The organism is Bacillus cereus group sp. MYBK5-2 (assembly GCF_051915685.1).
In the GTDB taxonomy this organism is placed as follows: domain Bacteria; phylum Bacillota; class Bacilli; order Bacillales; family Bacillaceae_G; genus Bacillus_A; species Bacillus_A cereus.
Genome location: NZ_JBQAFE010000002.1, coordinates 174,130 through 196,898 on the forward strand (window position 1 = coordinate 174,130; position 22,769 = coordinate 196,898).

A 22,769-nucleotide genomic window follows, 5' to 3' on the forward strand; every position below is an offset into this window, starting at 1 on the left:
ACATTTTATAGTATAGAGCACTTTTTACTATAATTGAAATGAGATGATTGTGTGCCTTTTATAAATAGGTTTACGACAACAGTACCTGGTGCCGTCACGTTTACTGGGAATACGCTGGGACTTAGCCCTACATCACCTGCACCAGGTAATATTTTTGGTACACTTGCTGTGTTTACGACAGTAAATACAGCATTGCAAGTACCAGGGTTCCCAGCAGGGACAACAGATGAATGGCAATTGAATTCTTCAAGTGCAATTTTAAATCTTCCAGTGGGAAGCAGTGTATTATATGCAGAATTAGTTTGGGCTGGTACTTTCCGGACTGATACGGAAGATGTGTTACCATTTTTAAATGATAACATTACATTTACAACGCCAGCAGGGACGTTTTCTGTTACGCCAGATCCTGCTACCGCGCAGCAAGGTTCAGTAGGAAATCAGTTTTATTATGCTCGCTCTGCCAATGTAACGAATCTTGTTAGTGCAGGTGGGGCAGGCACATATACAACGGGTGCTGTGCCAGCTGCAAGAACTTCAGCCGACCCAACAATCAGTCGTTCAGCTGGATGGACGCTTGAGGTTGTGTATCAAAATGCAAGTTTACCACTTCGAAATTTGTCAGTATATGCAGGTCAAGAAATTATCGATGCTTCATCCCCGCCAGTTGATGCTACAATTTCAGGTTTTGCTACGCCGGCAACAGGAGCTGTTACAGGAAGAGTGCTCGTAACTGCTCAAGAAGGTGATTCTAACATTGTTGGAGATCAACTTCGCTTTGGGCCGAATGCAAATGCTACAGTTGCATTATTCGGACCGAGAAATCCTGCGAATAATTTCTTTCAGTCACAAATTTGTAATGACAGTGGAAATTTAGATACGAGCGGCACGTTTGGAGATTTGAATCAGCCGTTAGGGGTAGCTTTGGCCGTCCGAAGACAGGGGTGGGATATTACGAATGTAGATGCCTCCTCATCTTTAGTAAACAGTCAAACATCAGCAACGGTTCGATTTGTTACAAATGGAGATGGATACGCTGCAGCTGGTTTTGGTGTTCAAATTGATGCAACAGGTCCAATTATTAATCCTGTTAAATCAGTTAATAGAACAGTCGCGGGGGTAGGGGATACTCTCACTTATACAATTACGGTCCCAAATACAGGAACAGGAAGTGCAGAAAACGTTGTATTACGTGATAGTATTCCGAGCGGAACGACGTTTGTTGCAGGTAGTGTTACGGTAGGGGGAGTAACACAGCCGAATGCAAACCCTGCTAATGGAATTAATTTAGGCACAATCCCAAATAACACGCAAAGAATTGTTACATTTCAAGTTCGAATAACATCATTCCCGAATCCCAATCCTATTTTAAATCGTGCAATGGTGTCATATCAATTCCGTCCCTTCGTTGGTAGTCCTCCTATTACAAGTACGTCTTCTTCAAACACAGTACAAACGACAGTGAATCAAGCAACTATAAGTATGCAGAAATCTGTAGATTTACAGACGGCAACGCTTAATGATGTATTAACGTACACAGTTACTGTCACAAATAATGGAAACGTCACTGCGAACAATGTTATTTTTGTTGATAGTATCCCTGCTGGAACAACATTTGTCGCAAATAGCGTTACGGTAAATGGAGTAGCGCGTCCAGGAGCGAATCCAGCAAGTAGTATTAATCTTGGAAGTATTAATGCATCGCAAACGACTGTAGTGCGCTTTCAAGTTCGAGTAACATCGAACCCTCTTGTCAATCCAATTCCAAACCGTGCGAGTGTAACATTTACCTTTACTCCAGTGCCTGGTCAACAACCAGTTTCAGGGCAAGCGACAAGTAATACTGTAGTTACGACAATTAATATAGCTGATATAGCAACGAGAAAAACAGTGGATAAAGCTTTTGCAACGGTTAACGACGTTCTTACGTACACGGTAACAATTCAAAATACAGGAAATGTACTTGCAACGAACGTTATTTTTCAAGATCCGATCCCAATTGGAACGACATTTATCGCAAATAGTGTGACTGTGGATGGGGTTTCACAATCTGGGGTAAATCCAGCGACTGGGTTTACAGTAGCTAATATATCTCCTGGCGGAAGTAGGACTGTTACATTTCAAGTACGAGTAACATCTACACCATCGGGAGGTACGATTGCGAATCGCGGAAATGTATCTGCTAATTTCGTCGTTATTCCGAATCAGCCACCGATAACAATTAATAGACAAACGAATACAGTTGTGACACAAGTTAATACAGGCGGTTTAAATGTAATAAAAGAAGTAAATACAACGCAAGCGGCGGTAGGGGATACTTTAACGTACACAATTGCCGTCCAAAATACAGGGAATGTTCCGTTAACAAATGTATTTTTCCAAGACCCTATTTCTTCTGCTGTTTCATTTGTTGCAAATTCTGTAACAATTAATGGAGTACAGCAAAGTGGACTAAATCCGAATACAGGATTCTCTCTTCCGAATATTCCTGCGGCTCAAACGGTTGTAGTCACATTTGACGTAGTAATTGTACAGAATCCAGAAAATAAAGATATTTTAAATCAAGCAAATGTAACAGCAAGCTTTCAAGTGAATCCGAATGAACCACCAGTAACAATCAATGTACCGAGTAATGTTGTGAATACGATAGTACAATCAGGAAACTTTGAAGTTGTGAAAGCAGTCAATACGGATGTTGCAACGGTAGGAGATGTTTTAGTATATACAATCGAAGTTATAAATGCAGGTAGTGTACCAGCTGCAAATGTATTTTTCCAAGATTCAATTCCACAAGGGACATTATTTATTGAAAATAGTGTATTGGTTGATGGTGTTTTACAAGAGGGGGCAGATCCAGGACTAGGATTCCCATTAAATGATTTACCTACTGGCGCGAGTGTAATTATTTCATTTGAGGTATTAATTGATGAAATTCCACCAGGGAATAATGTTGTAAATAACGCGAATGTAACTGGAGATTTTCTTGTAAATCCAACAGAGCCACCAATTACTGTGACGGTTCCAAGTAATACTGTTATGACAGTTGTGAATTCCTCAGGGTTAAATGTAATGAAGAGTGTAAGCGCTACTGAAGCAGGTGTAGGAGATACACTAACATATACAGTTGCTATACAAAATAGTGGAACGGTAGTAGCGACAAATGTATCATTCCTTGATCCGATTCCAGCTGGAACCACTTTTGTAGCGAATAGTGTAACGATAAACGGGACACCTCAACCAGGTTTAAACCCGACAACTGGATTTCCACTTGCTAATATTCCAGTAGGAGGTATGGTGACGGTCACTTTTCAAGTGACAATCACGAGTGTACCACCAAATAGAGTTCTTCCAAATAATGCGAATGTCACTGCTGATTTCCAAGTAAGTCCTCTCCAGCCACCAATTACAATTGTAACGATTAGTAATATTGTTGTGACGCGAGTGAATGTAGGATCACTTAATGTAATGAAGAGTGTAAATACACCACAAGCCGGTGTAGGAGATACGTTAACGTATACGATTCTTATTCAAAATACAGGAACTGTTCCTGCAACGAATATTGTTTTTCAAGATCCAATTCCGTCTGGTACTGCCTTTGTAGCAAATAGTGTGACGATAAATGGAGTCGTACAGCAAGGCGCGGATCCTATGGCAGGATTCCCGGTACCAAATATTCCGGTCGGGCAAACGGCTACCATTACGTTTCAAGTTACAGTGACGGGTGTTCCGAGCGGTGGAAATATAAGAAACCAATCGAACGTTACTGCAAGTTTTCTTATAAATCCAGCAAACCCTCCAATAACGACTGTTACAAATAGTAATTTTGTAGTGACGCAAGTAAACACAGCACAGTTAAATATACAAAAATCTTCATCTGTACAACAAGCAGCACTTGGAGAAACTTACACGTATTCTGTTGTCATTCGAAATAACGGTACAGTAACAGCAACGAATGTCTCTTTCCTTGATCCAGTTTCTCCAGAAACAACATTTGTAGCAAATAGTGTAACGATAAATGGAACGCCACAACCTGGATTTGACCCAAATGTTGGTTTCCCGCTTCCTAATATTGCAGCTGGAACAGCATTGACAGTAACGTTCCAAGTTACGGTAGTTGCACCGTCTACACGTGGAGCAGTATTAAATACAGCATCTGCTACAGCCACTTTCTTATTAAATCCTTTACAACCACCTGTAACAACAACGAATTCAAGTAATACAACGGTAGTTACAATACCGTTACCTCCTCCTGGTGAAGTAACAGCAACAAAAACAGTTGATGTTGCAACTGGGGCTGTTGGGGATGTATTAACGTATACCGTGCTCATTTCAAACGTAGGAATTATCCCTGTTACAGATGTGTTCTTCCAAGATGTCATACCAGAAGGAACGACGTTTGTTGACAATAGTGTAACGATAGGTGGAGTGCAGCAACTTGGTTTAAATCCAGAAATAGGATTTACAGTTACGCCATTATTAATCGCTGGTGGAAGTATTGAGGTCACATTCCAAGTGACGATTACAGAAATTCCAGATAATGAAGTCATATTAAATGATGCAGACGTTACATTTACTTCACAACCAAATCCGCAGGAACCACCGATTACGGAAACGATATTAACGAATTTAGTCGTTACGACAATTAATATAGCGTTTATTTTTCCAGTGAAAATAGTAGATAAGGAAGTAGCGACTGTAGGAGAAATATTAACGTATGATGTATTGATTTTTAATTTCGGAACAGTGCCAGCGACGAATGTTCAATTTATCGATACTACTTCCGCCGGTGTAGCATTCGTACCAGGAAGCGTGAGTATAAACGGGGTACCAGCACCAGGATTAGATCCTTTCATTGGTTTTACAGTTCCAGATATACCTGTAGATGATTTTGTACTCGTCACATATCAGGAAGTGGTTACGAGCATACCAGAAGGTGGAACGATTGTTAACTTTGTAGATGTTACAGCTACGTTTGCTGTAAGTGAAACAGAGCCGCCTATTACGGAAACGACGACAAGTAACACGACATTAACAGAAATAAATGAATCTGGTTTGAATGTTTTAAAATCAGTAAGTCAGCCGGTTGTTGCAGTAGGCGATACAATCACATATACAACAGTAGTTCAAAATACGGGAACAGTGATAGCGACGAATGTTCAATATAGTGATGTATTACCATCCTCTATAACATTCGTACCGAATAGTGTAACGATAAACGGTGCGTTACAGCCTGGATTAGACCCTAACACTGGCTTCTCACTTCCGGATATAATTCCAGGTGAAAGTGTAGAAGTCACATTCCAAGTAACAGTTGTTAGCGTTCCGTCAAACGGAACAATTGCCAATACGGCAAATGTTACCGGAAGCTTTATTTTAGTACCAGGAGAACCACCAGTTATAGTAAATCAGCCAAGTAATACAACACTCACAACTGTAAATAGAGGACGCTTTAATGTTATTAAACAAGTAAATAGAGCCGCTACTCTAGTTGGAGATGTATTGACGTATACAGTGCAAATAACGAATACAGGAACAGTAACAGCTAACAATGTTCAGTTTATTGATACGATTTCAACAGGTGCGTCATTTGTACCAAATAGTGTAACGATAAATGGAGCTCCGCAACCAAACTTAAATCCGATTACTGGATTTGGAGTTGGAGATATCCCAGTTGGTGAAACAGTTATAGTGACGTTTCAAGCGACAGTTACAAACATCCCGTCATCAGGAACAATTACGAACGTTGCAAATATAACAGGAAGCTTTACTTTAGTGCCAGGAGAGCCACCGGTTGTAATAACAGAGCCGAGTAATACGACAATAACTAGAGTGAATAGAGGACGATTCAGCGTTATAAAATCTGTAAATAAAGAAGCGACACGATTAGGAGATACGTTAACGTATAGTGTGCAAGTTACAAATACGGGAACGGTAACAGCGACGAACGTTCAGTTTAGCGATGTTCCATCACCTAGTTTAGAATTCGTTCCTGGAAGTGTACAAATAAATGGGATTCCGCAAGTAGGTTTAGATCCATTTGTAGGCTTTGCATTGCCTAATCTTGCAGTAGGGGATAGCGTATTAATTACATTTGAAGTAAATGTAATCGCAGTTCCGCCTTCTAGTAGCATTATGAATACAGCAAGAGTAACGGGTGATTTTGAATTAATTCCAGGAGAACCTCCGTTTACAATTACGAATTCAAGTAATACGACAGTCACACCAGTAAATAGAGGCAGTTTAGATATGCAAAAAGAAGTAGATCATTCAATTGTTGGAGTAGGAGAAACAGTAAAGTATACGGTTCGAATATTAAATACTGGTACTGCTGATGCGATGAATATTCAATTTATCGATGTCCTATCTCAGGAAGCTGTTTTTGTACCAAATAGTGTAACTGTAAATGGAGTAGCTCGTCCGGGAGTAAATCCGCAGGTTGGATTTACGATTGTAGACATTCCAGTCGGTGAGACGGCGATTGTAACATATGAAGCTACGATTACAAGTTTTCCAGATGGTGGTACAGTAGTGAACGTTGCTGGGGCGTTAGCAGAATATATTTTAGTACCAGGGGAGCCGCCAGTTACAGTGATGGATACGAGCAATACCGTTATAGTGACGGTAAATACTGCAATCTTATTTGTTGCAAAAGGAGCAAACTTTGAAGTAGCAATGATAGGGGATGTTGTCACTTACGGAATCGCTGTTATAAATGATAGTACAGTTCCTGTGACCAACATTGTGTTAACAGATATCATTGATCCGAATACGCTATTTATAAATGGCACGGTAACGGTAAATGATGTATCTTTTCCATTCGCTAACCCGAATACTGGTATTCCGTTAGGTGATTTTCAGCCAAATGATGCAGCAATTATTAATTTCCAAGTTGTAATAATAGGAGGGCAAATAAATAATTTAGTTACAAATACTGCTACAGCGAATGGGCTTGCAACTGTAAATCCGAATGAGCCGCCATTAGTAGTTGAAGGTGATAGTAATACAGTTGTTATCCCGTTTATTCCTCAAAATGTCTCAACGACAGTCGTAAAAACGGCAAATTTACAGGCAGCAACAATTGGAAATGTTATTACGTTTACGACAGTTATTACAAATACGGGGGATACAGCAATACAAAATATTCGTTTTCAAGATATGTTAGATAGTAGTGTTCAATTTGTTCTTGGAACTGTAACGGTTGATAATACGCCAGTGCCAAATGTAAACCCAGTATCAGGATTTATTATAGGAAGTTTAAATCCTGGTGAAGCAAGGACAGTTTCGTTCCAAGTAGCAGTACAGAGCGCGCCAAATGGTTCAGGAAATTATATAAATCAAGCGAGTATTCGTTTTGAACATCAAGTAGGCACAGTGTTGCCACCTGTTACACAAATAGTAGAAAGTAACATAGTTGTCATTCCATTTGTTCCAACAATTGAACAAATTTGCGAAACGAATCTTAATTGCTTAGGGAAAATTCCTTTTCAATGTTCTCCGTGTGATCATTTGTAAATAAAGAAAAAATAAATGAAGAAAGAGCATCCTGTAAGAGAAGGATGCTTTTTCTTCATTAATCATGTAGATTCTTTTTCGGGCGAGGTGAAAAATTCGTCGATTTTGTCGGAAAGTAGTAATGGAATAGCTCCTTTTATAACAGAAATGTCCCAGTCCCACCATGCAAGATTCTCTAGTTTGTCAATTGTTTCTTGCGGGAAACGATATCGAATAAATTTTGCTGGATTACCAGCCACAATTGCATATGGAGGGACGTCTTTTGTAACAACACTTTTTGCACCAATAATGGCACCGTTACCAATTGTAACACCAGATAAAATGCAGGATTGATAACCAATCCATACATCATTGCCAACTACGATATCACCTTTTGAAGAAGGGTGACCAGTAATATGTGCTCCTTCATCAAAAAGTGCATTAAATGGATAAGTTGTTATCCAGTCTGCGCGATGTTCACCGCCAAGTATGAAAACGACTTCTTCTGCTAATGAACAAAACTTACCTATTTTTAATTTTGTTTCATCGTTCCAAGAAAAAATGGTTGGCCCTACTTTACTATAAGTATAATCACCAATATCATATTTATTATATTCAGGTTTTTGATTTAAATATAACATGCTTCTTCAGCCTCCTTTCTCAATTAAGCGATACGTATGGAATATTATATGCAGGATGTAGTAATGTGAACTGTATTAATAGGTGAAATGAACAAAAGGGAGTGGGATGTATGCGATACGAAATGGGTTTATATAATAAACCGTTTCAGTCAATTCAATCAGGGAAAAAAGTATATGAAGTACGCCTATACGATAAAAAACGTCAACTAATAAACAAAGACGATGAAATCGTATTTACGAATCTTACGACAACAGAAATGATGACGGTAAAAGTAACGGAAATAAAGCGATACGAGAGCTTTAAATCTATGTATGAACAAATTGATAAAAAATTATTGGATTGTGAAAATGATAGTTTAGAGGAAATGTTAGAAAGTACATACAAAATATATACGAAAGAACAAGAAAAGGAGTGGGGAACAGTTGCGATTCGTATTGAGGTAATAAAATGATAAGAAATCGCGGAGCCGCTATCATTGTACAGGAAGGAAAAATCGCTCTTATAAAACGTATTCGAGAAGAGGAAACATATTATGTTTTTCCTGGCGGAGGGATTGAGGAAGGTGAAACGCCTGAAGAGGCAACGAAAAGAGAGGTATACGAAGAATTAGGGGTACATATACAAGTGGAGCACCTTATTGCAAAGGTAAAATATAAAGGAAATGAATATTATTATGCTGCCTATATTACAGGCGGAGTGTTCGGAAGCGGAACAGCTGAGGAATTTCAGCTGGAAGGTAGGGGAAATTATATTCCGTTATGGCTACCGATAAACGAGTTGGAAAAAGTGAATATAAAACCTTATGAAGTGGTCAGAAATATATTTAATCATTATAAAATATAACGTCTGACAACATACAAAAAAAACCATTGACATAGTCTTCTGATTTAAGTATTGTATTCGAGTATGTTTATAATCAGGAGGTTTATATGAGCAATCAAACTACTACACATCATGTGAAAATGACAACAGCGGATCCATCTGGAATTGGTCTATTTGGATTAGCGATGGTAACACTTGTAGCATCATCTCAAAAGTTAGGCTTAACAGATGGCGTTTCACTTGTATTACCGTGGGCAATCTTTTTAGGAGGATTTGCACAAATCTTTGCTTGCATTCATGATGCAAAGCATAACAATACATTCGGTACAACAGCATTCGGTGCGTACGGTCTATTTTGGCTAGGTGTTGGAATGACTTGGTTAATTCAACTTGGAGTATTTGGCGAAAAATTAGCACAAGCTGCAGATTCAAAACAGCTTGGTGTAGCCTTTATCGGATATTTGATTTTCACAATCTTTATGACAATTGGTGCAATGGAAACACATAAAGTATTATTTATGATTTTCGTCCTTATTGATTTCTTATTTATCGGTCTTTCATTAAGTACTTTAGGTGTTATGCCGCATGCAATGCATAATTTAGCAGCATATTCTGAACTTCTTATTTCGTTATTATCTTTCTACGGTTCAGCAGCAGCAGTGTTAAATACACACTTCGGAAAAGTTGTTTTACCAGTAGGAAAGCCTTTTGGTATTTTTAAAAAATAATAAAAAAGCACAGATGATTGTATAGTCATCTGTGCTTTTTTATTTATTCCGCTCTTTGTGGGCTGTCTGAAAAAGCCTGATTGGTGAGGACTCATTAAACTTTCACTTTATCCCGCTATTTGCCGGGCAGTAAGACCCCCCGCCTCAAAATTCAGCGGAAACAAAGAAGTTAGGTGGGGGATGAATACCCTCACTTTATTTGAAATAAGTAATGTGAAATGTAAATAAAAGTAGAAAAAATCAATTGAAATTGATTCTCATTATTAATATAATGAGAATGAGAATCATTTATCGTTAGAGGGGGATGCCAAAGTGGCAAAAATTTTAATAGCTTATGCAAGTATGTCAGGAAATACAGAGAGTATTGCTGATTTAATTAAAGTTAGTTTAGATGCTTTTGATCATGAAGTAGTATTGCAAGAAATGGAAGGCATGGATGCTGAAGAATTATTAGCTTATGATGGAATCATTTTAGGATCTTATACGTGGGGCGATGGTGAATTACCATTTGAAGCGGAAGATTTTCATGATGACTTAGAAAATATAGATTTAGCTGGGAAAAAGGTAGCGGTATTCGGATCGGGTGATACGGCGTATGAACTGTTTTGTGAAGCGGTAACGATATTTGAAGAACGTCTTGTGGAACGCGGTGCAGAGCTTGTACAAGAAGGGCTGAAAATTGAATTAGCTCCAGAAGATGAAGAGGATGTTGAAAAATGCAGTAATTTTGCAATTGCATTTGCTGAGAAGTTCTAAGAATGGGAGTGTCAACGTGGAGACAATGTTAAGTGCAACTGCTATTACAAAGTTAAGAGATGGAAAACTGTTGTTAGCTACTACATATAATGGCTTATTTGTTGAACAAGACGGAGAATGGAAACGAATTTTAAATGGTTTTCAAAAACGAATTAGGGATTTACATAGCGAAGATAATGTAGTTTATGGTGTAGGTGACGAAGGGATTTTTATTCGCAGTATGAATGGTGGAGAGAACTGGACAATTCAGCGTTTTCCAACAAAAGCAACGAGTTGGAATGTATGTAGCACTGTACAAGGAACTGTTGTTGCTCATGGAGAAAAAACGCTGTATCTTTCTCATAATTTCGGTTTGACATGGGAAACTATTCATCCGTTTCTTGAGTATGGCAGTGCGGCACCGTCTATTCGATCATTATTTTTATATAAACATTACTTATTTATTGGTACGAAAATACATGCTAAATATGGTGGTGTTTGGCTCTTTGATTTGAAGACACGTAAATTAAAGAGGATTAAAATTGCGATGAATCAAATGATCTCCGCGTTGACTTTACACAATTCTTATTTAGTAGCGGCAAGTGGATCGTGCAAGGGAGTTAGCGGGAATATTTCTTATTGTAAAATAGATGAAAGTATTGCAAGTGAAAAAATATATTGGCATACATGTCAAAGTGAGCAGAAAGCAAGTAGTTATTTAGACTTAAGTGTAGATCAACATGTTTTATATACAACTTCAACGCAAAATAAGGCGGGGATTAGTAGTGTGTGCCGTGTGCTTCTTGAAGAAGGTATTGTTACAGTATGTGATTCAGTTAAAGGGCACGGATGGCGCATTGTTAATCAAAAAGATGGTTATGTAGTAGCCGGATCAGGTGAATTAAAAGCAATGCAGTGGGAACAAAAAATAATTTAAGAAAAAAACTTTACTTTTATTATATTGATATGATATAGTATATTTAAACCATTTTACTTTTAATAATATAGAGATTTAAATGAGCTGTAACTTCCGAGGAGGATAGCAATGTTAAATCTCCTCAGGGGTTGCAGTTTTTTAATATCTGGCTTATTATTGTAAGGTGGTTGAAAATGAATATGTACATATAGGTACATTGTAGGAGGATTTTTTTCATGCAAAACGGTAAAGTAAAATGGTTTAACTCAGAAAAAGGTTTCGGTTTCATCGAAGTTGAAGGCGGAGAAGACGTATTCGTTCATTTCTCAGCTATCCAAGGCGAAGGCTTCAAAACTTTAGAAGAAGGTCAAGAAGTTACTTTCGAAGTAGAACAAGGTAACCGTGGACCTCAAGCTACTAACGTAAACAAGAAGTAATTTTTGAAAAAAGAAGGGCTCGCCCTTCTTTTTTTTTGCATTTTTATAGATGTCCTCCTACTTACATATCATAACAAGACTGAATTTTCATTTATTTATTCGGAGTATTTTTGTATAAAGTACATGAATAAATAAATACTGAAAATAAAGTGTTTGTGTGAAAAGGAATTTAGAAAGAGGTAAATAAATTGAAAAACGCTACACATTTCATTGTGTTTGATATTGAAAGGAATTTCAGACCGTATAAATCAGAAGATCCATCAGAAATAGTTGATATCGGAGCTGTAAAAATAGAAATAGGTACAATGAAGATAATTGAAGAATTTTCGGAGTTAGTAAAACCAAGTGCACGATTAACTCGTCATACAACAAAATTAACCGGTATTACGAAAAAAGATTTAATGGGTGTAGAAAAATTCCCTCAAATTATAGAGAAATTTATTCAGTTCATCGGCGAAGGTTCTATATTTGTTTCATGGGGAAAAGAAGATTATCGCTTTCTATCTCATGATTGTACATTATATGGTGTTGAATGCCCAAGTATAGAAAAAGAAAATAGAATTGATTTGCAAAAATTTGTTTTCCAAGCATATGAGGAATTGTTTGAACATACGCCAAGTTTACAATTTGCGGTAGAACAGCTCGCTTTAACGTGGGAAGGAAAACAGCACCGTGCTTTAGCAGATGCTGAAAATACAGCAAATATACTTCTTAAAGTATATAGCGAGAGAGATATTAATAAGCGATACAAAAGACATGGTGAACTTGAACTTGTAAAAAACGGAAAACTAACAGAAAAAGCAAAAAAAAAGATGCGAAAATGGGTGTTTAAAGAACTAAAGAAAAATACAGAACGACCTTTTGAATGGAGTACATTTGAAAGTGGTGACACGTGGGAAAGTATAACGGAAAGATATTATATAAGTGAAAATACAGTAGAACTCCTGAAAAAACATTTTCGTACAGCAGTGAGAAAAGCGGAACGGCAGATTAGGTATTTGGCTGAGATGGAGGAGAATACAGAGGTTAAATGAATTTCTCCTCCACCTCTAACTACATACATGTAATAACAGCGTATTGATATTAAATAGGCATCAACTTGTTGTTGTGATTGTGCATTATAATTGCTTTGGGATTGTTAAGACGTAATAAGAGTTTTAAACCGTATTAATAAAATAAAAATATATATAAAGAAAAGAGTGTAGTTTAATGGAAACAATCTTTAACATTTTAACTGTTTTAGTTTTTGGGATAATATTTACCACACAATTAGCATTAACTACACTTTCTTTCATAGTAAAGAAGAATTGGAAAAAACTTAATATCTCTTTAAGTTGTGGTGTATTAAAGTTTAAAATAGAAGAGTAAGATTGAGTTTTGTACAAGGGAGGTGTGATAGTGGTAGACTTGGATATTAAAGATGTCACAGTAAAGATGGAATTAAACGGTGTCTTTTGGAATAAGGATCGGATTGCTGAAATGAAGGTGACTACAAAAGAAGAGCATTCTGTTATTCTTCGTCTAGTAGTTGATTTAGAAAGTAAAACTATTAGGGTGACGAGTGCGGAAATAGTGAATGGATTCTGCCCTCTGTGCAAACAGAAAAGGGACGAATGTAGTGAACTTAATGACTTGCAAAACAAAATGGAAATTTTAGAAGAAGCCTACGATTGGGTGAGAGAACATCCGGAATATCGTTTTCAATTATCTTTTTACGAGTACAATAAATTTGAGGTAGTAAAGTGAAATTTGCATCTTAACAACTTATAGAAGGACTTGGTCAACTAGAAATATTGAAGTAGATATTTCTAATGGAAATGAGCTTGTATAACAAGGAAGGGATGTATTTGATTCTGCAACAAATGTCATCGTGCATCAAAAAAATTTGAAAATAAACATGTTTTATTATAAAGCAGAAAAATCGATTCTTAGTAGAATCGGTTTTTAATATAAACAAAAGAGCGCTTATTAAAAGCGCCCAGTAACAACAGTTATATGGAAGTATTTATCCCGTAAAAGCCCGATTGGTGAGGGTTAATAATTAGTGGGGGATGAACAAAACCCCACTGATTAAAGTTTCATTTTATTCAATACCGCTCGGATCAAACGAATACTGCTGCTTATTCTCAATCCGCTCAATCACATCTTGCAGCTCATCTGGCTTCAGAAACTCAATAGGAGAGAAGCCTTTTTCAAATGTAAGTGTGTCTGCTTCAATCATAAGTACATATCGATCATTTACCTTCGCAATATGTATTTGATCCCCGAAATCAGCAAGCAGGGCCTTCACAGAGATATGATCTGCTTTTAGTTTTAATTCGAATTCAGGAGCATGTTCGACGATTTGAGCAGTTGCTTCCATTACTTCTTCGGTTGAAAATTGTTCCATAATTTCGCGTTTCGGACTGGCAGCCCATACTTCCATCGCTTGGTCGAATTGTTCGCGTTCTTCCGTACCTTCTTCAAATACATCTTCAATTTGGTCGTATACCATGTCCATTACTTGTGTTTTCATAATTTCAGGCATAGAGCGTTCGTATTCGACGAATTTTAAGAAGTCTTCAAAGTAGCGGGCATGTGATGCTTGGTGTATTTTTAGTTCGCCTACTTCAACCATACCTTCTTCAGGCATGTACGGATATTGGATAGATTTCATATTCTTTGTTGTGATGGCCATTTCAACGTTACGAATCAGTGTTGATTCATCAGAAATAGAAGCAACCTTTGGTTCAAAGTCGCATTTCATTACGAATACGAAGGGATCATCAAAGTATTTACGTAGTTTTGCCTGAGCAATTAAAAATACACCACCACGTACAGCGCTTGTGTCAAGATATGTATAAACGAGAGGTTCGCTCATATCTTTAAAGTTTTCTTTTGTTTCTGCAAAGCGAATACGATTAAAAAGGTTGTAATGAGGGTTTGAATCAAGTTCGTGCCCTTCTTCTACAATAAAGCGACCAATTTTTGTTGGGGCTTGTTCTGTTTTTGCATGACGTTCTACTTTTCGCTTCGATATTTTTAATAACTCACCATTCAAAAATTCTTTTAAGGAACTATCTTCATATTCTTCAGCGTCTAAAGTTTGAAAATGTTTGTAGCGTTTATCAACTGCTTCACCTTTTCCTTCTACTTGTACAACATAAAAGGAAAGATAATTTATTTCAAAATCCATATTTATCACCTTGTTTCATTTCATTAACTCTTATCAGTATAGAGATGGAAAAAACTTTCGTCAATTTATATAAGGAAGGGGAAGCCCCTTCCTTTATATAATCTTTATTTTCTCGATTAAAATCCGTCTTCTAATGCTGCGAATGGAATGTTTAGTCTGTTTTCTACTGTGCGTAAACGTTGGTTTAAGCGGTTTAGTCTACGTGTATGGCGCTCAACTGTATTTTCTAGTTGACGAACTCTTTGTTCAAGCTCATTTACGCGTCTTTCTAATTGACGATTTCCAGTGCCAGGAAAAGAGATTGGAAGTTGGAATTGTCTATTTTGGTCATATGGATTCGTGTGCTCTGCTTGATCTATATAAGATTGATATTGTGTTTGTAAGTCATACTGTGGTTGTTGGTACGCATATTGATTATATGGATCATATGGATTGTAGGGATACATAATAACATCCTCCATTTCTTTAAAATAGGTTGAATTCACCATAATGTATGTGCAAAAGCGGAGTGGTGGCACGGCAAATACCTATTTATGTTGACGGGATTTCTCTTTATCCCGCTATTTGCTGGGCAATAAGACCCCCATGTCAAAATTCAGCAGAAACAAAGAAGGTCGGGATGCCCGTAAAACCCCCACTGATTACAGTTTCACTTTATAAAAAATAGCTTGAGGGTTTTTGATTTGTATTTCTTTTGCTTAATGGTATATACTGGATAAAAGAGAGAGTTTACATAAAAGTTACAATTCTATCAAACTCAAACTTTTATGTAAATATGTATAGACATTTATAAAAGAAAAGAGTAATTTATATAGAGTGAAAAATAACTTGTAACATTTTATAAACATATTGTAAAATGATTGTAACAAAACATACATAAAAATGAAATAAATACATAATAGTGATGTTGGGGAAAGGGAGAGAGTATATTGTTCCGTAAAGTAAAGGGTATATTGGTTGGGGTGTTATGTGTAGCTATAATGAGTGGCTGTGGTGCAAAAGTAAGTGATGTTGCATTGGTAAGTGATATTGGTGGGCATACTGTAGAGGCTAAAGCAGAAGTGCAGGATACTATTAGTTTAGTTGATGGTCGAACTGGTACTGAAGTGAAAAAATTAGATTTATCTAGTTTAGGCTATTTTGAAGATGAAGCGAAATTTAAAAAGTCTGTAACAAAGGTTGTTGGTGAGGTTGGAAAAAGCGTCGACAAAAAAATGGTTCCTTCACGTATAGCACCTGATGGAAGTTGGCAAGAAGGAAAACCTTCTTATGAATTAATGGAAAAAGAATTAGTAGATAAATTGTTAAATGTTGGTATGTGGGATGCTACGTATCAGTTGCCGATCGTGGAGAAAAAACCAGTCGCAACATTAAGTGATGCGCAAGGAAATGGTACGGTAATTGGTAGATATGAAACGAACTTAGGTGGTTCAACAGGTGGCCGTATTGAGAATATTCGTTTGTCAGCAGCGAGCATAAATGGAGTTGTGTTAGCAAAAGGAGACCGTTTCTCTTTTAATTCATTAATCGGTGATACAACACCAGATAAAGGATATCAATTAGGGAAAGAAATAGTTGATGGTAAATTAGTAGATGGATATGGCGGTGGTGTTTGTCAAACATCTTCAACTTTATACAATGCAGCAGATCAAGCTGGTCTGAAAATGGTGGAGAGAACTACACATTCTAAAACGGTAGGTTATGTTCCACAAGGAAGAGATGCTACAATTGCATATCCATACTTAGATTTAGTATTTGAAAATACGAATGATGCACCTGTGAAGCTTTATATGGGCATTCAGGGTGGAAAGCTAGTTGCTGAAGTACATAAAATGAGATAAGAGTTAAAAAGCCATCTTTTCTAAAAGTTAGAAAAGATGGCTTTTTATTATGAAAATAAAAATGTATGTGAATTCTGACTTTTCTTATTTACATAGGATGATTTTAGTTGTATCCTTCATAGTAACGGTTATATGTAATGGGAAAATATAGGGATAAGGAGATGAAGTTATTCATGGTAAAAATTCATCCGAAAACACGTATTGGTCATGTTGAATTTAAAGTGAAAGATTTAGAGCGTCAAATTGCTTTTTATGAGAATGTTGTAGGATTAGAGGTAATTAAGCAAGAGGGGAATAAAGCATATTTATCTGGAAAAGGTGGAAAGAACGCGTTACTTGTTCTTGAAAGGTTAGAGGACGGGGTACTGCAAGAACCGCGTACGACTGGTATATATCATGTAGCCTTTTTAGTTCCGACTCGTGAAGCTTTTGCTTCTGCGCTATTTGGGGTTCTTCGTAATAAGAATGTAATTGACAGCCCGGATGAGCAAGAAGGGCGTTATACATATTCAAATGAAATTTTACCAATTTCAAGGTTTAATAGTGCAAGTGATCATACATATAGCGAAGCTTTTTATTTGCAAGATTTAGAGGGGAATGGTATTGAAATTTATGCAGACCGTCCGCGTGATCAATGGGGAGAAGGGCCAGGAGGAAGTACACCACTTGATTTAAAAGAATTGGCAACACTCGTTGATTATGAGTTTGATGGTTTGCCTGCTAATACTGTCGTTGGGCACGTACATTTACGAATAGCTGATGTAGAGAAATCACATGAATTTTATGTGGAAACAGTAGGTTTTGAAGTACAACAGCGTGAAGAGGATTGCTTATTTATTTCAGCAGGGGGATATCATCACCATATTGGTGCAAATACGTGGAACGGAGTAAACAATCCACACCCACCAGTACATGCAACTGGGCTAAAGGTGTATACGATTGTACTACCGTATAAAGAAGCGTTAGATGAAGTGAAAGAAAGATTAATAGAAAAACAACATGAAATAAATGAAACTACAAATGGGTTTGTGGTGGTAGATCCAAGTGGTATTACAGTGCAGTTTGAAATAGAAGCAGTGTAAAATAAGCGAGAAAGTGTATAATCACTTTCTCGCTTATTTGTGATCATTCATAGCTCAATCCAATATCTTCTTACTACATTCCCATCTTCCTCAGTGAAATCATCATCACGAAGCCCGCCGTTATGTAAAATCGTTTTTTCAGAAGCGGTATTCACTGCGTCGCAAACGACAAGTACTTTCGTGATGTCTAATTCCTTCGTTTTTTCTAATGATAATGCTAGTAACTTCGTAGCATAACCTTTTCTTCTTTCAGAAGGGCGAATGCCATAACCAATATGACCGCCAGCGTTAAATAAATGTTCGGTTAAACTATGACGTATATTAACAGCTCCCACAATTTTATTTTCATCTGTAACAAGCCAATATGTAGAGTCTGGTACCCAAGTTTCAGGGATATTTATTCCGTTATGCGCATCGAGAAGTTCTTGAACCATAGCTGGGAAGTTGGCAGGATTTTTTGAGATAACCCACGGGATCATTGTTTCACCGCTATCTTTCCATTCGTTATAGAAATCTAAGTATTCTTCTTGTAAATCAGTAGTAGGTGTAAGTAACGAGACGTTCATTGTTAGTAAGCTCCTTTATTTATGTATTTTTTATAAAAAATTATGAAACAAAATGAAAGCGTTTTCTGAAATTTCTCAACCTAATTTCATGCAATCCACCTTTGGTTTTTTAGAAAATTAGTGAAGGTTTAAAATCAGGAGTTATTTATTTTATGTTAATATTTAAAATATTAACATAAAACAGTCGGAGTATTAAGTGTATTTTAGTGGTATTCTTTCATGGTGATAAATGGATGTTTGTGATAATTTTTGTTTTATCTATCTATAATGAATGAAAGGGGGAAGTGCCCGTGAGTGTAGATTTTGATTTTATTATACGAATCGGTGTTGCTGGTTTGTTAGGAGCAATGATTGGTATTGAAAGAGAAATTCGATCGAAAGAAGCTGGATTAAAGACTCATTTCCTCGTAGCGGTAGGAAGTGCGTTAATAATGGTTGTTTCGAAATATGCCTTTTCAGATATTGTGTATGAAGAGCATACGTCTCTAGACCCAAGTCGGATTGCAGCACAAGTCGTTAGTGGAGTTGGTTTTTTAGGTGCAGGCACAATTATTATTCAAAAGCAGGCGGTGAAAGGATTAACGACCGCGGCTGGTTTATGGGCTACTGCCGGTATAGGATTAGCAATTGGAGCGGGAATGTATGTAGTAGGCATTGGAGCGACGATTCTCGTTTTAATTGGTTTAGAAATTGTAAGTCGTATTTTTAAGGTGCAATTTCTATTTCCACAAAATATAACAGTGCAAATGTTTGTAAATAAACATGAAGCGATACAACAAATATTAGAAACACTACAAGTGAAAGGCATCCCAATACTCTCATATGAGGTGGAAGCTTCACAGCAAGGTACAGAAACTGTTTATAAGGTAGGAATGCAGCTGAAAAATATATCGTCAGAAGAAAAGAATGAGTTTATTCAGCATATGCAAACATTACCGGAAGTTACGTTTATAAAGTTAAAATCATAGTGTTGAAAACGAGGATAGATGTAGCAGAAATTTTGCTATTATCTATCTTTTTTGATATAAAATGCACGGAAAGTCAAGCGTTAATTTTACATGGAATGGATACATGTGTGAACGTTACCTTATTTTTTCTCAATACAGGACAAAAAGTGAAAATAGTAAAATAATGGAGCGGGACACTATAAATGTAAGGTAGGGGAGAGCATGAAAGGCTATTCAAAGAAAATGTTAGTAGGGGTAAGTTTTGCTAGTTTAATGTTAGGGAGTTTTCAAGGGGGAAGTTTGGCAGAAGATACTAAGGGAGAGCAAGTTTCTTATCGAAATGTGCTCAAAATGGAGCCAGTCGGTGTACAACTACCAGTACAAGAATTAGCTCATTCATCGAAAGTGCTCGAAAGCAAGTCTTTTGAGAAAAGGCTACAATTTGCCGATTTATCACAAAGACCACCTGAGGTGAAAAAAGAAAGTAAGCAATTAGCTGTAGCGAAAACTTATACAATTGCTGAATTAAATCAATTAAGCAATCAGCAGTTAGTAGATTTACTTGTAACAATTGATTGGGAGCAAATTACGGGGCTATTTCAGTTTAATACAGACAGTCTAGCATTCTATCAAAATGATAGTAGGGTGCAGGCGATTATTGATAAATTGAAGCAGCAAGGACAAGCCTATACGAAGGATGATTCAAAAGGGATTGAGACATTAGTGGAGGTATTACGTTCAGGATTTTATTTAGGATTTTATAATTCGGAACTTAGTAAATTAAATGAACGGAGTTATCATGATAAATGCTTACCTGCATTAAAAGCGATAGCTAACAATTCAAATTTCAAGCTGGGTACATTAGAGCAAAATAGAGTGGTATCATCATACGGAAAGTTAATAGGAAACGCTTCGAGTGATGTGGAAACGATAACATCAGCTGCAAAGATTTTTAAACAATATAATGATAATTTTTCTACATTAGTAGATAATCTTTCAGCTGGAAATGCTATTTACGATATTATGCAAGGTGTTGATTACGATATTCAATCGTATTTGTACGATACGAGGAAAGCACCGAAAGATACAGTATGGTATCAGAAAATAGATAGTTATATTAATGAATTAAGTCGTTTTGCATTAATGGGAACGATTACAGCAAAAACCGGTTGGCTTATTAATAATGGCATTTATTATACAGGTAGACTCGGTACGTTCCATAGTACAGGAACGAAAGGGTTACAAGTTGTAACAGATGCGATGAAAATATATCCATATTTAGGGGAGCAATATTTCGTAGCTGCTGAGCAAATTGCAACGAATTATGGCGGGAAAGATGCAAATGGTAAAGTGGTGAATTTAGATCAAATAAGAGAAGATGGAAAGAAAAAATATTTGCCAAAAACGTATACGTTTGATGATGGGGCAATTGTTTTAAAAGCTGGAGATAAAGTGACAGAAGAAAAAGTAAAACGTTTATATTGGGCGGCAAAAGAAGTGAAGGCACAATTCCATCGTACGGTTGAAAGTGATCAACCTTTAGAAAAAGGAAATCCTGATGATGTATTAACGATGGTTATTTATAATAGCCCAGCGGAATATCAATTTAATCGTCAATTGTACGGATATGAAACGAATAACGGTGGTCTTTATATAGAAGGAACAGGTACGTTCTTTACTTATGAGCGTACGCCAGAAGAAAGTATTTATAGTTTAGAAGAATTATTCCGGCACGAGTTTACGCATTATTTACAAGGTAGATATGAAGTACCAGGGTTATGGGGACAAGGAAAAATATATGAAAATGAAAGATTATCTTGGTTTGAAGAAGGAAATGCTGAATTTTTTGCAGGGGCAACGAGAACGGATAATGTTGTACCGAGAAAGAGTATTATAGGAGGGTTATCTTCAAACCCAGCAGAGCGTTATACGGCAGAGCGAACGTTAAATGCAAAGTATGGAACGTGGGATTTCTATAATTATTCCTTTGCTTTACAATCGTATATGTACAATAAGAGATATGATATGTTTGATAAAATACATGATCTTATTAGGAAAAATGATGTAACAGCATATGATGCATATCGCTCTACATTAAGTAAAGATGCGAATTTAAATAAAGAATATCAAGACTATATGCAAATGCTAGTTGATAATCGTGAGAAATATAATGTGCCATTAGTATCAGACGATTATTTAGCGAATCATGCATCGAAGCCAGTTTCAGATATTGCAGCAGAAATAACAGCGGAAGCAAAATTGAAAAATGTATCAGTGAAGAAAAATAAATCACAGTTCTTTAATACATTCACACTACAAGGAACATATACAGGAACTGCAGCAAAAGGAGAATATGAAGATTGGAAAACAATTACACAAAACGTTAATGATACGTTAAAACGTTTAAGTGCAAAGGAATGGACAGGCTATAAAACAGTAACAGCATACTTCGTAAATTATCGCGTGAATGCATCAGGACAATTTGAATATGATGTTGTGTTCCATGGTATTAATACGGAAGAAGGGGCAGAGAATAAAGCACCAGTTGCGGTTATAAACGGTCCGTATAGTGGAAATGTAAATGAAGCAATTTCATTTACAAGCAACGGATCAAAAGATGAAGATGGGAAAATTATTTCATATAAATGGGAGTTTGGTGATGGAGCGGTAAGTAATGAGCAAAATCCAACTCACGTATATACAAAAGAAGGAGCGTATACGGCTAAATTAACAGTAACAGACGATAAAGGAGCAACTAATACTGCTACAGCGACTGTAACTGTTCAAAAGAAAGAAGATAACAGTGTAGAAAAAGAACCGAATAACTCATTCCAAACAGCAAACAAACTGCAGTTAAATCAAGTTTTACGTGCTAGTTTAGGAAATGGCGATACAAGTGACTTCTTTGAAATTAATGTGGAGAATGCTAAAAACCTTCAAATTAACGTAACGAATGAAAATAATATCGGAATGAACTGGGTACTTTATTCTGAAGCAGATTTAAATAATTATGTTACGTATGCTCAGCAACAAGGGAATAAATTAGTAGGTAGCTACTACACGTATCCAGGGAAGTATTATTTACATGTGTATCAGTATGGCGGGGGGACAGGAAATTATACGGTGGAAGTGAAGTAGTAAAAAGGGAGTTGTCTTTTTCAATAAATGGCACAAGGTTTGTACTTTAATGAAAAAACAACTGCAGGAAATGTCCCTAATGATAATAACAAATTAAGTGTCGCGAGATATTATATTTACATTAAACAAATCTAATCAGTAAATGAGATAAAATCGATGAACTAGTATTTCATCACGATGTAAGAAAAGTTATAAATATTAAGTGTTTTTAATTGAATTAAACTAAAGGATCAGAGTATATCTGTAACAATA

17 protein-coding genes are annotated in these 22,769 nt (G+C 36.6%); 13 read left to right on the plus strand and 4 right to left on the minus strand.

What is annotated here, in order from left to right:
* The first annotated feature begins 51 nt into the window (after positions 1 to 51).
* Complete coding sequence (locus ACTFP3_RS09205) at positions 52 to 7,509, plus strand: DUF7507 domain-containing protein (RefSeq protein WP_440010149.1); 7,458 nt, start codon at positions 52 to 54, stop codon at positions 7,507 to 7,509.
* Positions 7,510 to 7,571: 62 nt separating this feature from the next.
* Here ACTFP3_RS09205 and ACTFP3_RS09210 read toward each other — a convergent pair whose 3' ends face one another.
* Positions 7,572 to 8,129 carry a CatB-related O-acetyltransferase gene (locus ACTFP3_RS09210; protein WP_000966302.1) on the minus strand — a complete coding sequence of 186 codons (558 nt, stop codon included), beginning with the start codon at positions 8,127 to 8,129 and terminating at the stop codon, positions 7,572 to 7,574.
* Between the two features lie 110 nt (positions 8,130 to 8,239).
* Here ACTFP3_RS09210 and ACTFP3_RS09215 point away from each other — a divergent pair, with 110 nt between their 5' ends.
* The 8 genes from ACTFP3_RS09215 (at position 8,240) to ACTFP3_RS09250 (ending at position 13,514) form a co-directional block, all read left to right on the plus strand.
* Entirely contained in the window at positions 8,240 to 8,581 is a 342-nt protein-coding gene (locus tag ACTFP3_RS09215; protein ID WP_001268359.1) for an ASCH domain-containing protein, read from the plus strand.
* A complete protein-coding gene (locus ACTFP3_RS09220) occupies positions 8,578 to 8,973 on the plus strand; it encodes an NUDIX hydrolase (protein WP_000620831.1) in 396 nt (131 codons plus the stop codon). The genes ACTFP3_RS09215 and ACTFP3_RS09220 overlap by 4 nt, the downstream gene beginning before the upstream one ends.
* 86 nt (positions 8,974 to 9,059) lie before the next feature.
* Positions 9,060 to 9,680, plus strand: a complete 621-nt coding sequence (locus ACTFP3_RS09225; RefSeq protein ID WP_000070938.1) for an acetate uptake transporter — start codon at positions 9,060 to 9,062, stop codon at positions 9,678 to 9,680.
* Between the two features lie 312 nt (positions 9,681 to 9,992).
* On the plus strand, positions 9,993 to 10,436 hold the full coding sequence (locus ACTFP3_RS09230) for a flavodoxin (protein WP_001062752.1): 444 nt from the start codon (positions 9,993 to 9,995) through the stop codon (positions 10,434 to 10,436).
* A 16-nt stretch (positions 10,437 to 10,452) separates the two neighbouring features.
* Positions 10,453 to 11,352 carry a WD40/YVTN/BNR-like repeat-containing protein gene (locus ACTFP3_RS09235; RefSeq protein ID WP_006922620.1) on the plus strand — a complete coding sequence of 300 codons (900 nt, stop codon included), beginning with the start codon at positions 10,453 to 10,455 and terminating at the stop codon, positions 11,350 to 11,352.
* Between the two features lie 215 nt (positions 11,353 to 11,567).
* Complete coding sequence (gene cspB / locus ACTFP3_RS09240; protein WP_001179150.1) at positions 11,568 to 11,768, plus strand: cold shock-like protein CspB; 201 nt, start codon at positions 11,568 to 11,570, stop codon at positions 11,766 to 11,768.
* Positions 11,769 to 11,956: 188 nt separating this feature from the next.
* A complete protein-coding gene (locus ACTFP3_RS09245) occupies positions 11,957 to 12,802 on the plus strand; it encodes an exonuclease (RefSeq protein ID WP_000786417.1) in 846 nt (281 codons plus the stop codon).
* Between the two features lie 364 nt (positions 12,803 to 13,166).
* Positions 13,167 to 13,514, plus strand: coding sequence for a hypothetical protein (locus tag ACTFP3_RS09250; RefSeq protein WP_326036412.1), 348 nt, complete (start codon positions 13,167 to 13,169; stop codon positions 13,512 to 13,514).
* A gap of 337 nt (positions 13,515 to 13,851) precedes the next feature.
* On the opposite strand, the gene ACTFP3_RS09255 is transcribed toward ACTFP3_RS09250, so the two are convergent.
* Positions 13,852 to 14,943, minus strand: coding sequence for a DUF3900 domain-containing protein (locus ACTFP3_RS09255; protein ID WP_440010155.1), 1,092 nt, complete (start codon positions 14,941 to 14,943; stop codon positions 13,852 to 13,854).
* 116 nt (positions 14,944 to 15,059) lie between these two features.
* Positions 15,060 to 15,389, minus strand: coding sequence for a hypothetical protein (locus ACTFP3_RS09260; protein ID WP_000283715.1), 330 nt, complete (start codon positions 15,387 to 15,389; stop codon positions 15,060 to 15,062).
* Positions 15,390 to 15,872: 483 nt separating this feature from the next.
* On the opposite strand from ACTFP3_RS09260, the gene ACTFP3_RS09265 reads away from it, so the two are divergent.
* Together ACTFP3_RS09265 and ACTFP3_RS09270 are read left to right on the plus strand one after the other, a co-directional pair.
* Positions 15,873 to 16,784, plus strand: coding sequence for a VanW family protein (locus ACTFP3_RS09265; protein WP_000488973.1), 912 nt, complete (start codon positions 15,873 to 15,875; stop codon positions 16,782 to 16,784).
* 137 nt (positions 16,785 to 16,921) lie between these two features.
* Entirely contained in the window at positions 16,922 to 17,866 is a 945-nt protein-coding gene (locus ACTFP3_RS09270) for a VOC family protein (protein ID WP_002024552.1), read from the plus strand.
* A 47-nt stretch (positions 17,867 to 17,913) separates the two neighbouring features.
* Here ACTFP3_RS09270 and ACTFP3_RS09275 read toward each other — a convergent pair whose 3' ends face one another.
* Entirely contained in the window at positions 17,914 to 18,432 is a 519-nt protein-coding gene (locus tag ACTFP3_RS09275) for a GNAT family N-acetyltransferase (protein ID WP_001103118.1), read from the minus strand.
* 290 nt (positions 18,433 to 18,722) lie between these two features.
* Between ACTFP3_RS09275 and ACTFP3_RS09280 the strand changes: the two genes are divergently transcribed.
* Both ACTFP3_RS09280 and colA read left to right on the plus strand, forming a co-directional pair.
* Positions 18,723 to 19,400: an MgtC/SapB family protein gene (locus ACTFP3_RS09280; RefSeq protein ID WP_000109728.1), complete on the plus strand. Its 678-nt coding sequence runs from the start codon at positions 18,723 to 18,725 to the stop codon at positions 19,398 to 19,400.
* A 201-nt stretch (positions 19,401 to 19,601) separates the two neighbouring features.
* Complete coding sequence (gene colA, locus ACTFP3_RS09285) at positions 19,602 to 22,517, plus strand: collagenase ColA (RefSeq protein ID WP_440010159.1); 2,916 nt, start codon at positions 19,602 to 19,604, stop codon at positions 22,515 to 22,517.
* Positions 22,518 to 22,769 lie beyond the last annotated feature (252 nt).